Consider the following 14,001-nt stretch of genomic DNA (forward strand, 5'->3'; position numbering starts at 1 on the left):
GAGGGGGCGATGTCGGGACATGAATGACGACCTCATGCTGCTGAGCGCCGTCGTCGGTGCCGTGTGCGCGCTGGCAGGCTGGTTGTTCGGCCCGTTGCGTCATGCCGTGACCGCGGTCCACGAGGCGGGGCACACCCTCGTCGCTCTTCTCGCGGGGCGCAGCGTCCGCTCGGTGCGGCTCAACCGTGATTCGTCAGGTGAGGCGGTAAGCGTCGGCCGACAGGGTGGGCTCGGCGTCGTGCTGACCCTCCTGGCCGGGTACCCGGCGCCCGGGATCGTCGGGCTCGGGGGTCTGGTCGCCCTGCGCGCAGACCAGGCGCGGATCTGGCTCGTCGCCGGCGCCGTTGTCGTCGCACTCATGGCACTGCTCCTGCGCAACGCGTTCGGCGTCGTCGTCATCGCGTGCGTCGGGGCGTTGCTCGTCGCGACGCTACGTTGGGCCTCCGATCCCGTCACGAACGTCGTCGTGGCGAGCGCGTCGTGGTTCCTGCTCGTCGGCGGGCTGCGCTCCGCGCTCGAGCTGTTCCGCCCCCACGTCGGGCGTGACGACGCGATGGAGCTCGCGCGCGTCGGTCACGTCCCTGCGTTCGTCTGGCGGTTCGTGTTCTTGCTCGCCGCCATCGCGTGCCTGACGGCGGCTGCCGCCGTCGTCGGAGTGCTCGAGCCGGTCCGCTCGTCACTGGCGCGCCTCGGCGGCGCGTAAGGTGGGGCGGGAACACGGCGGGCCGCCGCGGTGTTGCACGAAGAACGGCCTGGAGACCACCAGGACCGAAGACGTGAGAGAGGATCGATCCACGATGACGGTGGAGACGAACACCCAGGCCGAGACGGCCACCCACGGCGTCATTCTGACGGACGTCGCCGCAGCCAAGGTGAAGAGCCTGCTCGAGCAGGAGGGCCGTGACGACCTTCGCCTGCGCGTCGGCGTGCAGCCGGGCGGCTGCTCGGGCCTCATCTACCAGCTCTACTTCGACGAGCGCACCCTCGACGGTGACCTCGTGCGCGACTTCGGTGGCGTCGAGGTCGTGGTCGACCGCATGAGCGCGCCGTACCTCGACGGCGCCTCCATCGACTTCGCCGACACGATCGAGAAGCAGGGCTTCACGATCGATAACCCGAACGCGGGCAGCTCCTGCGCGTGCGGTGACAGCTTCAGCTGATCCGATCGGCTCCGCCTCGGCGCCCACTGCTGCGATGGCAGCGTGGGCGCCGAACGCGTTTCACGGTAGGTTGATGCGGTGAAGATCGCAGTGACGGGTTCCATCGCAACCGACCATCTCATGACGTTCGACGGGCGTTTCGCCGATTCGCTCGTCGTCGAGCAGCTCGACAAGATCTCGGTCTCGTTCCTCGTGAACGACCTGCAGATCCGCCGCGGAGGCGTGGCGGGCAACATCGCGTTCGGCCTCGGCGACCTCGGCCTGCGCCCGATCCTCATCGGGTGCGTGGGCGCCGATTTCGCCGACTACGGCTCCTGGTTGGAGCGTCATGGCGTCGACACCTCTGAGGTGCGCATCTCGCAGACGCAGCACACCGCGCGTTTCGTCTGCACGACCGACAACGACATGGCGCAGATGGCGTCGTTCTACCCGGGTGCGATGTCGGAGGGGCGCGAGGTCGAACTCGGCCCGATCGCCGAGCGCCACGGGGGTTTTGACCTCGTCCTCATCGGCGCGCACGACCCGGAGGGCATGCGTCGCAACACGCAGGAGTGCCGGCGTCGGGGCATCCCGTTCGTCGCGGACCCCTCCCAGCAGCTGGCCTTCGGCGACGGCGCGTTCATCCGCGACATCATCGACGGCGCGCAGTACCTGTTCACCAACGAGTACGAATCGCACCTCACGGAGCAGAAGACGGGCTGGAGCGCCGACGAGATCCTCGACCGCGTCGGGGTACGTGTCATCACCCGCGGCAAGGACGGCGCGAGCATCCACCGCCGCGGTGAGCCGACGATCGACGTGCCCGTCGCCCAGATCGCGCAGGCGGTCGACCCGACGGGCGTCGGCGACGCCTTCCGCGCTGGATTCCTGGCCGGGTTGTCGTGGCAGCTCGAGCTGGAGCGCTGCGCCCAGCTGGGTTCGGTGCTCGCCGCTCACGTCATCGAGACCGTCGGCACCCAGGAGTACGTGCTGAAGGCGCCCGCCTTCCTCGACCGCTTCCGCGCGGCTTACGGTGACGCCGCGGCAGGCGAGGTGGCGGCGCGCCTGCGTGATCGGCGGTCGTGAACCCGCTCGAGCTCGAGTGCCGGTGGAACTTCGCCGACGCCGACTTCGACGCCGATGACGACCTCGTCGCCCTCGGCGCCGACCTCGAACCGGCGACGATCGTCGGGGCGTACTCCCAGGGCGTCTTCCCGATGGGTCTGGGGGAGGGCGGCGGCGAACCGCTCGGCTGGTGGTCGCCGCTGGAGCGCGGCGTCCTGCGTCGCGGTGACTTCCACGTCTCCCGCAGCCTGCGTCGCTCGGGCCGGACGATGGAGGTGAGCATCGACACCGCGTTCGACGACGTTGTCGCCGCCTGCGCCGACCCGAGCCGTGACGGCGCGTGGATCACCCCCGCCGTCGCCTCGGCCTACGGCGCACTCCACCGCCTCGGGGTGGCGCACTCGATCGAGGTGAGACAGGACGGCGAACTCGTCGGCGGCCTCTATGGGCTCGCGCTCGGTGGGTTGTTCGCCGGCGAGTCGAAGTTCCACGTCGCGACTGACGCATCGAAGGTGGCGCTGTGGGCGCTGAGCGAGGTCGTGTTCGCCGAGCCCGGGCCGCGTCTGATCGACGTGCAGTGGCGCACGGACCACCTCGCGAGCCTGGGCATCACCACCATGGAGCGTCCGGCGTACCGCGACGCCGTCGCGCACCTCGTCACCTCGCCGCCGATCACCGGTCTGGTGCCGGGCGCGCGGGTGCCGTTAGGCAATCGTTAGAGCCAGGAGATACCCCCCGACCCTTGGCGAAGTCTGAGCCTGGGATAAGGTTTGAATGTGCCTGGTATGGATCTGAGGAAGGTGGACGCTGTGCGTCGGCCCTTACGGAAGACGAGCCCCTCGTGGCGTCGTCGAATTGCTGCTGTCGGTGTCGGTGGAGCGGTACTGCCGCTGACCGCGTGCTCCGGAGAGGTCAGCCGCGGCTGGCTGCCCGAGGGCGTCACCGAGAACTCCCACCATGTGATCGATTTCTGGGTGGACACCTGGTACTGGGCGCTCGCCGTCGGCGTGCTCGTCTGGGGCCTCATGCTCTGGTGCATCCTGCGCTACCGCCGTCGCAAGAGCGACACGGGCTTCCCGGCGCAGATGCAGTACAACGTGCCGATGGAGATCCTCTACACGGTCGTGCCGATCTTCATGGTCGCCGTGCTGTTCGGCAAGACGGTCGGGCTGGAGAACAAGCTGCTCGACACCAAGCCGAAGCCCGACGTGACGATCAACGTCGTCGGCAAGCAGTGGAGTTGGGACTTCAACTACGTCGACGCCAAGACCTACGACACCGGCGTCATGGGTGACATGAAGGCCGGCAAGCCGGGCGCCGAGGCCGGACTGCCGACGCTGTACCTGCCCGTGAACAAGCGCGTCGAGTTCGTGCTGACGACGCGCGACGTCATCCACACGTTCTGGGTGCCGCAGTTCCTGCAGAAGCTCGACATGATCCCGAGCAAGGTGAACAAGTTCGCCGTCGACACGACGCAAGAGGGCACCTTCAAGGGCAAGTGCGCCGAGCTGTGCGGTGCGTACCACTCTCAGATGCTCTTCAACGTGAAGGTCGTCTCGCAGGCGGAGTACGACAAGCACATGGACGACCTGCGCAAGCAGGGCAAGTCCGGCTTCCTGTCGAACTCCCTCAACCGTTCCAGCGTCGCCCCGCAGGACCAGCAGTACCTGCCCGAGGGTGTCGGCGCGCCGGACATCGTCAAGGAGGGTAAGTAATGGCTACGGCTACGACTCCCGCCGCAGGCCTTCAGCAGCGCCCCGAGGCACGGCGTCCTGAGGACTTCAACGCGGGCCGAACCATCGTCAAGTGGTTGACGACGACCGACCACAAGGTCATCGGCAACCTGTACTTCATCACGTCGTTCATCTTCTTCCTGCTCGGTGGTGCGATGGCTCTGGTCATCCGTGCCGAGCTGTGGTCGCCCGGCCTGCAAATCGTCGACAACCCGGAGCAGTTCAACCAGCTGTTCACCATGCACGGCACGGTGATGCTCCTGATGTTCGCGACGCCGCTGTTCTCGGGCTTCGCGAACGCGCTCATGCCGCTGCAGATCGGCGCGCCCGACGTCGCCTTCCCGCGACTCAACATGTTCGCCTACTGGCTCTACCTCTTCGGCAGCCTCATCGCAGTGGCCGGCTTCCTGACGCCGCAGGGTGCGGCCTCGTTCGGTTGGTTCGCGTACGCGCCGCTGTCGAGCACCACCTACAGCCCCGGTCTCGGCGGCAACCTGTGGGTCTACGGCCTCGCGCTGACCGGTTTCGCCTCGATCATGGGTGCGGTCAACTTCGTCACGACGATCGTCTGCATGCGCGCTCCCGGCATGACAATGTTCCGCACGTCGATCTTCACGTGGACAGTGCTCATCACCTCGATCCTCGTGCTGCTCGTCTTCCCGGTCCTCGCCGCTGCGCTGTTCGGCCTCGGCCTCGACCGCACGATGAATGCGCACGTGTTCGACTCGGAAACGGCCGGAGCCATGCTCTGGCAGCACATGTTCTGGTTCTTCGGGCACCCCGAGGTGTACATCATCGCGCTGCCGTTCTTCGGCATCATCTCCGAGGTCCTGCCGGTCTTCTCGCGCAAGCCGATCTTCGGTTACAAGACACTGGTCTTCGCGACGATCGCCATCGGCGCGCTGTCGGTCTCGGTGTGGGCTCACCACATGTACGCGACCGGCCAGGTGCTCCTGCCCTTCTTCGCCGTCATGACGATGCTCATCGCCGTCCCGACCGGCGTGAAGTTCTTCAACTGGATCGGCACCATGTGGGGTGGCTCGCTCACCTTCGAGACTCCGATGCTGTGGGCGCTCGGCTTCCTCGCGACCTTCCTCTTCGGTGGTCTGACGGGTGTCATCCTCGCCAGCCCGGCGCTCGACCTGCACCTGTCCGACTCTTACTTCGTCGTGGCGCACTTCCACTACGTCGTCTTCGGCACCGTCGTGTTCGCGATGTTCGCGGGGTATTACTTCTGGTGGCCGAAGTTCACCGGCCGCATGCTGAACGAGACGATCGGCAAGATCCATTTCTGGCTGCTGTTCGTCGGCTTCCACCTGACGTTCCTCGTTCAGCACGTGCTGGGTGTCGAGGGCATGCCCCGTCGTTACGCCGACTACCTCCCGGAGGACGGGTTCCAGTCCTTGAACCAGGTCTCGACCGTTGGCTCGTTCCTGCTGGGTGCCTCGATGCTGCCGTTCCTCTACAACGTGTACATCACGTGGAAGAAGGCGCCGCTCGTCACGGAGGACGACCCGTGGGGCTTCGGGGCCTCGCTCGAGTGGGCGACGTCCTGCCCGCCGCCGCGTCACAACTTCAACAGCATCCCGCGCATCCGTTCCGAGCGCCCCGCGTTCGACCTGCACCACCCGGAGGTCGGGGTCTTCTCCGTCCTGCCGGCGCAGGACACGGTTGACCAGCTGGGTGGAAAGGCTCACACCGCATGAAGACGTCATACAAGCTCTTCCTCGTGCTCGGCCTCTTCTACTTGCCGCTGATCTTCATCTACGGTCACTTCAGCCACTGGGACGAGCCAGTGGGTGTCGTCGGCCTCGCGCTCAGCACCGGCTTCGGCCTCATGATCGCCGGTTACTTCGCGGTCACCGACCGCAAGCTGGGTGCGGGCCCGAGCGACCGCCCCGAGGGCGAGATCAGCGAAGTGTCCGGCGAGCAGGGCTTCTTCTCGCCCTACTCGTGGACGCCGCTGTGGCTCGCCGCTGCGATTGCGCTGCTCGCGTTCGGGATGGCTGTCGGCTGGTGGATCGTGTTCATCGCCGCTCCGCTTGTCTGCGTTGCAGTCGTGCTGTGGACGTTCGAATACTTCAGTGGCGAGCACGCCATCTGATCACTCGCACCAAAGATCGCCCCGCCCTTCCTCTGGAAGGGCGGGGCGATCTGCATGTCTGGGATGAAGCGGACTCGCTAGTTCGGCTGTGCGACGTCACGCGAGCATGCGGTGATGACGGTGGCGGGGCCGGCAAAGCCGCCCGGGCGCCCCACAGCGGCCCGTGCGTACCTGCGATTTTCGTCCACCCCTGACTGTCAGCCTGGGTGTGAGTCACTCAGGAGGTGGGTATGCGCAGATGGACTGCGGAAGAGAAGACCGCGTTGGTGCAGCAGTATGTGGCGTTGCCGCATGGCACGAAAGCGGCGTGGTTGCTCGAGCAGGGTGTGTCGCGTCATCAGATCATGACGTGGCGCAAAGCGTTCTACTTCGGAGACCTCGAACGAGACCTCGTGCCCCGCGATACTTCACACATGACAGTTGCTGACGGCGCGCGTTTGGCGCGCGTGGAACAAGAACTCGCCGCCGAACGCGCAGCCCGCGCGCGGGAGGCGCAGACGCATGCTGAGCAGGTTGCGCGGCTGGAGGCATCGAACGAGGCGCTGGGAAAAGCTATCGGGCTCTTGCACGAGTTGAACGCGCCGCAGGAGCCCACGCCCGAGTCCTGAACGAGGCCGATGCCGCCCGCCATGCGGCGTTCCTCGAAGCGGAGAACACCCTGGTCGCCGAGCATGTCGCGGCCGGCTATTCCCAGCGTGAAGCGTTGAAGATCATCGGTGTGGCGACCTCGACGTGGCACTACCGTCACCATCCACGCGCTCGCGTCGCGGACCCGATCGCGCACACCGAGCGGTATCAGCCGTGCGCGCTCAGCTCTGAGGAGCGCGCCCAGATCGTGTCCGCGATCCGTGACGGTTGGCACGAGCAGCGCAGCGTGGAGCAGTCGTTCTACGACGCGTTCGATGCGGGGCGGCCGGTGGCGTCTTTGTCGACGTGGATGCGGTGCGCGCGTGGCTTGCACGGGCCACGGCCGGTGCGTCGACGCCGTACGCGGCGCACGGTCGCGATGCCGCAGTGGGAGGCGTCCGCACCGAACGAGGTGTGGTGCTGGGACATCACGAAACTTCCCGGGCCATACACGGGGGTCTGGTATCAGCAGTACACGATCATCGACGCGTTCAGCCGCACGATCATCGCCAGCAGCGTCGAGACAGATGAGTCCGACGAACTCGCGGTCGCGTTGTTCCAGGCCGCGACAGAACGTGAGGGTGTTCACCCGCGGATCGTGCATTCCGATGGTGGGCCGGCGATGAAGTCGGTACTGCTGGCCGACTTCTACCGTCATGCTGGGATCAGCGCGAGCCGGAATCGTCCGCGCGTGTCGAACGACAACCCGCACATCGAGTCCTACTTCAAGACCGAGAAGTACCGTCCCGACTACCCGAGCCAGTTCACCAGTGTTGAACACGCGCGCGAGTGGGCCGAGCACGTCGTGCACGATTACAACACGCGTCATCACCACAGCTCACTGGCCGGGTTCACGCCCGAACAGGTCCACACCGGCACCTGGGTCGATGTGAAGCGTCCCGGGTGTGATGCCGCTTCCTTTCGAGTTCGAGAGGATGTTGTTCATGCCGAAGAAGTTCGATCCCGAGGTGAAGGACCGCGCGGTGCGGATGGTCCTGGACCGCGTCGAGGAAGCCGGGTCCGTCACCAAGGCCGTCGCGTTGGTGTCACCGAAGGTCGACGTGGGCCGTGAAACCTTGCGCCGCTGGGTCTCGCAACACCGCGTCGACGCCGGCCTGAAGGACGGGCCGACCAGCGACGACCTGGCCGAGCTGCGTCGTCTGCGCAGCGAGGTCAAGCGGTTGCGCGAGGACAACGAGCTCCTACGCAAGGCCTCGATTTTCTTCGCGGGGGAGCTCGACCCCCGCAACCGATGATCATGGGTTTCATCGATCAGATGCGCGCCGAGGGGCACGCGGTCGAGTCGGTCTGCAGGGTGCTCCGCCAGGAGGGCTGCCAGATCGCCGCACGCACCTACCGGGCCTGGCGCCACCGCAGCGCATCGGCCCGTGACACGTCCGACGCGGTCCTGCTCAACGTCCTGCACGACCTCGTCGGTACCCCGGAAGGGCTGTACGGGCGTCGCAAGATGACCGCCTGGCTACGTAGGCAAGGTCACCAGGTCGGCGCCGGTCGCGTGGATCGGCTCATGCGCGTCGCGGGGATGAACGGGGTACGCCGCGGCCGTCCGGTACGCACCACGATCCCGGCCAAGGACGGGCATCGGGCTGGTGACCTGCTCAACCGGGACTTCACCGCGGCAGCGCCGAACACGAAGTGGGTCGCGGACTTCACCTACGTACGCACGTGGGCGGGTTTCGTGTACGTCGCGTTCGTCCTGGACTGCTACTCCCAGAAGGTCGTGGCCTGGCACGCCGCGACGAGCAAGACGACACCGCTGGTCCTGACACCGCTGCGGATCGCGCTGTGGGAACGCGACCGAGCCGGGCACCCCGTCCAACCCGGCGAGCTGATCGCACATAGCGATGCCGGGTCGCAGTACACCAGCCTGCGCTTCGCCGAGCACCTGGCCGCCGAGGGCATCGCCGCATCGATCGGCACCGTCGCGGACGCGTACGACAACGCACTCATGGAGTGCGTCATCGGCCTGTACAAGACCGAGTGCATCACCACCACGATCTTCCACGACAGCCCGTACAAGACCATCGCCGACGTCGAGTACGCCACCGCCGGATGGGTCGAGTGGTACAACAACCGAAGGCTCCACTCGTCTCTGGCCATGACCACCCCGGCCGAGTACGAGACCGCCTACTACGCCAACCTCAACCGAGAGTTGGCACCCGCATAGGAGCGGCACGAAACCCGGGACGCTTCAATGTCCACACCGAACGCCAAGCCGTCCTGGATGCGCAGTACGCCGCGAACCCCGAACGCTACCGAGGCCGGCGCCCCATCGCCGCCACAACACCCGAAATCACCCAACTCAACCCCACGTGACTCCAATCAGGTTGACAGCTTCCGCACGTTTGCGATTTCCGTCCCCCTTTCGCCAATGACGTGCCCATCTGCGAATCGCGTCGGCAACTGCGAAGCACGATCAAACTACTGCGAAGCACGATCAACTCACGCAGCGGATCTTGCGAGAGTGCGGGGATCGCGGCGGCTCGCTCGCGCTCGCGCGCGTCGCTCCTGGGCGCGCCGGCGGTCAAGTCTCTGGCGGTGGTGTAACGGTGTGTTCCTTCGCGGGGTGGGTTCAGGCGGTGAGTGCGGGCATGGGTTCGTGTCCTGGCTCGGTGGGCGGGTCGGTGAGGATGGCCGCGTGTGAGCGGGCGAGGACGTCGAGGCCGAGGTAGCGTCGTCCTTCGGCCCGTTCATCGGTTTGTTCGGCCAGGATGGCGCCGACGAGATGCACGATCGCGTCGCGGTTGGGGAAGATTCCGACGAGTTCGCGGCGTCGTGAGTGCGGCATCGTTGCCAGCTCGCGGCGGGCAGGTTCGCGCTGATCGCTTCGCACAGACCGGTGGGCCTCGCTGGTGATGAGCAGGACACTGCTCGGGCCGCGGGCGACGAGGTCGGCGAAGAACTCGTTCCTCGCTGACCCGGTTTCGCTCGTGGCCACGCGCAGGCCGAGCACTTCACGGTGGCCGTCATTGTTGACGCCGGTGGCGAGCGAGACGACGGTGTTGATCACGCGGCGTCCTTCACGCGCGTTCATCGTGAGGGCGTCGGCGGTGACGAACGTGAACGGGCCTGCATCGTCGAGGGGGCGGTGGCGGAAGTCGTCGTGGAGCGGGTCGAGGTCGGCGCCCATACGGCTGACCTGGGACTCGACGGCGCGTTGGTGCCGAGGGTTTTTCGCCAGCTTGGGGGTATCACCCGCTACGAACCCCGCGTCGCGCGCAGCGGGGGAGCCCTGCGGTGCGTGGACACGCCGGCGAGGTAGCAGTCAGCGGCGACCGTGATGAGTGCGGACTCGGCTCGTTTGCGTCGTTCCATGAGCCAGTCCGGCAAGTAGGCGCCTGAGCGCAGCTTCGGCACAGCCATGTCGAGGGTGCCGAGGCGGGTGTCGAGGTCGCGGTGGCGGTAGCCATTGCGGTGGGTCGTGCGTGTCGGGCTGGGTAGGCCCCACTCGGCGCCGATCACGGCGTCAGCGTCGGCGGACGGCAGAGCGTTGAGCAATGGTTTGCGGCAAGTGGCGCGCATCATGTCCGGCTGGCTTCGTCCAGGGCTTCGCCCAGAACGCTGGCAGGTCGACAATGTGAGGTGCGGATATCGGGATGACTTTGTTCGAGGATTCTGTAGGAGGTTGACTCGAATGATCACGCGGTGGCTGCGCCCACGTCCAAGAGGCCGGGGGCGCGACGACCGGTGTTTCACCACAATCAGGGACTCATCTGCGCCGCGGCTACGCTGCCGGCACAGCAGGCCAGGGCCAATCGCCGCCGTCATCGCAGGGCACCGACGGGCGACTTGCTGGGCGCGCCGCCGTCAGCTCAGGCGCAGGACCATGCAGAGACGCTGCTGGGCGCCCGCCGCCTCTCACAGCGTGGTGCGCGCTCCTTGCTTCCCGAGGCGGCGCCCTCATGCCCGCTTGCAGGGGTGCCCGGTCGCAGGCGGGGGGGCAGGGAAGGCTGGTAGGGCGTCGGCCGCCTCCCCACGGCCTCCAGCCGTTGAGCGACGACCGGGGCCGGGATGAGAGGACGAAACGGCCCCGGGCACGATGGCGACATTGTTCTGACGTGAGTATGAGGCGGCTCCGGGCACGATGGCGACATTGCCCTGACGTGAGCACGAGGCGGCTCCGGGCACGATGAGCGAACGGCTCCGGCCGCCGAGCGAGGCACCGCTGTACGGCACGATGAGACGGGGGAGAATCCCTCCGGACCACGTGGACGCATGAGCTGATGCGTGGGCGACACCCTCACGACCGGTGACGAATGCGAGACAAACGCGGGCGAGGGGGATCGAGGCGATGCGGTGCGTCCAGCGCACCATCCCCGGGCGAGGCCGGGAGCATCGCGGAGCGCCGTCACCCGAAGCGCGTGGCGACCTGGCACCCGCAGACGCCTGCACCCGGGAAGCTGCCCTTCCTCCCTGGCCGGCCCACCTGAGGTGGCCATGGAGCGTCGTCCTGACGCCTCCCGGCCGAGATACGCCGAAGGCCCCCGACATCAGTGATGTCGGGGGCCTTCGGCGTTATCCTCGCGGGCGACTCAGTGAGCGCCCTCGAGAGCGTGGTCGTCACCGTGGTGGTGAGCTGCCTCGAGCTCGGCCGGAGTGACGGGGGCGATGCTGTCCTTGTAGTAGAAGTTGGTCCAGCGGTTGCGACGCTTCGCCTTCCTCCGCTCCTTGCCCGAAAGACCATCGAGCTCGATCTGGCTCGGAGTACCGGCCTCGTAGCTCACGAGCTGCCAACGCGTGTACTCGTCGAGCGGCTCGTGCGCCTCGAAGAATCGACCCTCCGGCGTGCGGATGACGCGTCCGGACTCGCGCCCGTGCAGCACCAGGTCGCGGTCGCGACGCTGCAGGCTGAGGCAGATGCGCTTCGTCACGAGGTAGGCGAGGATCGGGCCGAGGAAGACCATGACGCGGAAGAAGTACGTGATGTCGTTGATCGACATGTGCAGCTTGATCGCCATCAGGTCGTTGCCGGCCGCGAACATGAGGACCGCATAGAACGTCGCGAACGCCACGCCGATCGCCGTGCGCGTCGGAGCGTTGCGCGGACGGTCGAGCACATGGTGCTCACGCTTGTCGCCCGTGACCCAGGCCTCGATGAAGGGGTAGACCGCGATGGCGCCGAAGAACAACGGCAGCAAGGCGATCGAACCCGGGAAGATGTTCATGCTCCACGTGTGGCCGAACAGCTGGAACTCGAACACGCCGGGCAGCAGACGGAGAGCACCGTCGGCGAAGCCCATGTACCAGTCAGGCTGCGAACCGGCCGTCACCTGCGTCGGCTCGTACGGTCCGTACATCCAGATCGGGTTGATCGTGATGAGACCCGAGATCAGCGCCGTGATACCGAACACGACGAAGAAGAAGCCACCGGCCTTCGCCATGTACACCGGCATGAGGGGGAAGCCGACCACGTTCTTGTCGGAGCGGCCCGGGCCGGGGTACTGGGTGTGCTTGTGCACGACGAGCAGGATGAGGTGTGCGGCGAGCAACGCGACGAGAATCGCCGGGATGATGAGGATGTGGAGCGTGAAGAAGCGGGGGATGATCATCTCGCCGGGGAAGCCGCCACCGAACAGCGCGTACGAGATGTACGTGCCGACGATCGGGACCGAAAGGATGAAGCCCTCCATGGCGCGGATACCCGTACCCGAGAGCAGATCGTCCGGGAGCGAGTAGCCCATGAAGCCCTCGATGATCGCGAGCATGAACAGCAGGGTGCCGATGACCCAGTTGATCTCGCGGGGCTTGCGGAACGCGCCCGTGAAGAACACGCGGAACATGTGCATCATGATCGACACGATGAACAGCAGCGCCGCCCAGTGGTGGAGCTGACGGATCAGCAACCCACCACGGATGTCGAACGAGATGTCGATCGCGGAGGCGTAGGCCTCCGACATCTGGATGCCCTGCATCGGGACGTACTGACCGTTGTAGATCGTCTCGCCCTGCGACGGCACGAACCAGAACGTGAGGAACGTACCGGTGATCATGAGGATGACGAAGGAGTACAGCGCGACCTCACCGAGCATGAAGCTCCAGTGGTCGGGGAACACCTTCTTCATGAGGAAGCGAACGCCCTTGGCGCCGCCCGTGCGCTCGTCCAACCAGTTGGACATGCCAGCCAGGCCGCCCTGCGGGTCCTGACGCTGTGTTGTGGGGTGCGTTGCGCTCGCGGAAGAGGCAGCGGTGCTCATGACTTGAGTTCCTTCCCGTTGTCTTCCCAGAAGCTCGGGCCGACCGGGCGCTTGAAGCCCTGGTCAGCAACGAGGTAGCCCTCGTCGTCGACCGAGATCTTCAGCTGCGGCAGCGGACGCTTGGCGGGGCCGAAGATGACCTTGCAGTCATCCGTCATGTCGAACGTGGACTGGTGGCACGGGCACAGCAGGTGGTGCGTCTGCTGTTCGTACAGGCCGACGGGGCAGCCGACGTGTGTGCAGATCTTGGAGTAGGCGACGATGCCGTCAACACCCCACTTGCGCTGACGCTCCGACTTGATCTTCTCCTCGTCGAGCCGCACGAGCAGCACGGAGGCCTTCGCCTTCTCGTTGAGGGGGTGCTCCGTCGTGTTGATGCCCTCCGGCAGGACGTGGAAGACCGAACCCAGCGTGACGTCCGAGGCGCGGATCGCGGTGCCCTCGGGGTCGCGCATGAGGCGGCGGCCGCGGCCGTTGATCTTCTCGTCCCAGAGCGTCGTCGCGAGGTCGTTCTTCGGCATGGGGCCGAGACCACCGAGCAGCGGAAGAGCCACCGGGACGGCGAACAGACCGAGAGCGCCACCGAGCGTCCACTTGAGCAGCGGGCGACGCTTCAGCTGCGCGGCCTCCGCGCCACCCGTCATGATCTTGGCGGCGGCTTCCCAGGCCTCGTCGTCGGACTTGAGCTCGTGCCGCTCCTCGACGACCTCTTCGTCGGGCATGATCGTCTTAGCCCAGTGGATGGCACCCAGGCCGATGCCCAGCATGGAGATCGCCATCGTGAGGCCGAGAGCGAAGTGCAGCGCCTTCATCGGGCCGATGAAAGGAACCGAGATGATCGACTCGCGGCCGACCGCGAAGTAGCAGACGACGAACGCGATCGTCGCGATCATCGAGAGCAGGAACAGCATGGCGACCTGGCGCTCGGAGCGCTTGGCCGCAGCCGGATCCTCGTCACCGAGACGGTGGACGTGCGGGGGCAGGCCCGGGTCGGAGAAGTGCTCGGGTAGTGCGCCCGAACGCTCGACGTGCCCGTCGTTCGGGCTCACCGGAGCGTTGTCCGGGTGGCCGTCACCGGGGAGCGCATGCGCGCCGGTTTCATTCATTTCGTTGCGTTT

At 66.5% G+C, this 14,001-nt stretch carries 12 protein-coding genes, 1 pseudogene and 1 other annotated feature; of the genes and pseudogenes, 10 read left to right on the plus strand and 3 right to left on the minus strand.

Annotation, left to right across the window (positions count from 1 at the left end):
* Nucleotides 1-19: 19 nt before the first annotated feature.
* The 10 genes from EDC82_RS05780 (at nucleotide 20) to EDC82_RS05825 (ending at nucleotide 8,856) form a co-directional block, all read left to right on the plus strand.
* Nucleotides 20-703, plus strand: a complete 684-nt coding sequence (locus tag EDC82_RS05780) for a M50 family metallopeptidase (protein WP_006946591.1) — start codon at nucleotides 20-22, stop codon at nucleotides 701-703.
* 94 nt (nucleotides 704-797) lie between these two features.
* Nucleotides 798-1,160 (plus strand): iron-sulfur cluster assembly accessory protein, encoded by a 363-nt coding sequence (locus EDC82_RS05785; RefSeq protein ID WP_006946562.1) that lies wholly within the window; start codon nucleotides 798-800, stop codon nucleotides 1,158-1,160.
* A gap of 78 nt (nucleotides 1,161-1,238) precedes the next feature.
* Nucleotides 1,239-2,225 (plus strand): carbohydrate kinase family protein, encoded by a 987-nt coding sequence (locus EDC82_RS05790; RefSeq protein WP_074041243.1) that lies wholly within the window; start codon nucleotides 1,239-1,241, stop codon nucleotides 2,223-2,225.
* On the plus strand, nucleotides 2,222-2,923 hold the full coding sequence (gene aat / locus EDC82_RS05795; RefSeq protein WP_006946588.1) for a leucyl/phenylalanyl-tRNA--protein transferase: 702 nt from the start codon (nucleotides 2,222-2,224) through the stop codon (nucleotides 2,921-2,923). Before EDC82_RS05790 ends, aat begins: the two co-directional genes overlap by 4 nt.
* Nucleotides 2,924-2,989: 66 nt before the next feature.
* Nucleotides 2,990-3,919, plus strand: coding sequence for a cytochrome c oxidase subunit II (gene coxB / locus EDC82_RS05800; RefSeq protein WP_006946600.1), 930 nt, complete (start codon nucleotides 2,990-2,992; stop codon nucleotides 3,917-3,919).
* Nucleotides 3,919-5,643, plus strand: a complete 1,725-nt coding sequence (gene ctaD, locus EDC82_RS05805; RefSeq protein WP_062258759.1) for a cytochrome c oxidase subunit I — start codon at nucleotides 3,919-3,921, stop codon at nucleotides 5,641-5,643. The genes coxB and ctaD overlap by 1 nt, the downstream gene beginning before the upstream one ends.
* Nucleotides 5,640-6,041 carry a cytochrome c oxidase subunit 4 gene (locus tag EDC82_RS05810; protein WP_062258761.1) on the plus strand — a complete coding sequence of 134 codons (402 nt, stop codon included), beginning with the start codon at nucleotides 5,640-5,642 and terminating at the stop codon, nucleotides 6,039-6,041. Before ctaD ends, EDC82_RS05810 begins: the two co-directional genes overlap by 4 nt.
* 230 nt (nucleotides 6,042-6,271) lie before the next feature.
* Nucleotides 6,272-6,649, plus strand: a complete 378-nt coding sequence (locus EDC82_RS05815; RefSeq protein ID WP_006947059.1) for a hypothetical protein — start codon at nucleotides 6,272-6,274, stop codon at nucleotides 6,647-6,649.
* A 95-nt stretch (nucleotides 6,650-6,744) separates the two neighbouring features.
* Nucleotides 6,745-7,740 carry a DDE-type integrase/transposase/recombinase gene (locus tag EDC82_RS14890; RefSeq protein WP_160126194.1) on the plus strand — a complete coding sequence of 332 codons (996 nt, stop codon included), beginning with the start codon at nucleotides 6,745-6,747 and terminating at the stop codon, nucleotides 7,738-7,740.
* Nucleotides 7,658-8,856 (plus strand): IS3 family transposase gene (locus EDC82_RS05825; RefSeq protein ID WP_235006284.1). Its coding sequence is split into 2 segments (ribosomal slippage): nucleotides 7,658-7,886 and nucleotides 7,886-8,856, totalling 1,200 coding nucleotides; the frame shifts between segments, so codons are not numbered across the junction. The genes EDC82_RS14890 and EDC82_RS05825 overlap by 83 nt, the downstream gene beginning before the upstream one ends.
* Nucleotides 7,882-8,016, plus strand: a sequence feature (AL1L pseudoknot). (Overlaps the previous gene by 135 nt.)
* Before the next feature lie 405 nt (nucleotides 8,857-9,261).
* Here the strand turns inward: EDC82_RS05825 and EDC82_RS15120 are convergent.
* The 3 genes and pseudogenes from EDC82_RS15120 to EDC82_RS05840 form a co-directional block, all read right to left on the minus strand.
* Nucleotides 9,262-10,281, minus strand: a pseudogene (locus EDC82_RS15120) (transposase).
* Between the two features lie 940 nt (nucleotides 10,282-11,221).
* Nucleotides 11,222-12,883 (minus strand): ubiquinol-cytochrome c reductase cytochrome b subunit, encoded by a 1,662-nt coding sequence (locus EDC82_RS05835; RefSeq protein ID WP_006946606.1) that lies wholly within the window; start codon nucleotides 12,881-12,883, stop codon nucleotides 11,222-11,224.
* A complete protein-coding gene (locus EDC82_RS05840) occupies nucleotides 12,880-13,989 on the minus strand; it encodes a ubiquinol-cytochrome c reductase iron-sulfur subunit (protein ID WP_006946571.1) in 1,110 nt (369 codons plus the stop codon). The genes EDC82_RS05835 and EDC82_RS05840 overlap by 4 nt, the downstream gene beginning before the upstream one ends.
* Between the last annotated feature and the right edge of the window lie 12 nt (nucleotides 13,990-14,001).

This window comes from Dermacoccus sp. SAI-028, assembly GCF_004346775.1.
Taxonomy (GTDB): Bacteria; Actinomycetota; Actinomycetes; order Actinomycetales; family Dermatophilaceae; genus Dermacoccus; species Dermacoccus nishinomiyaensis.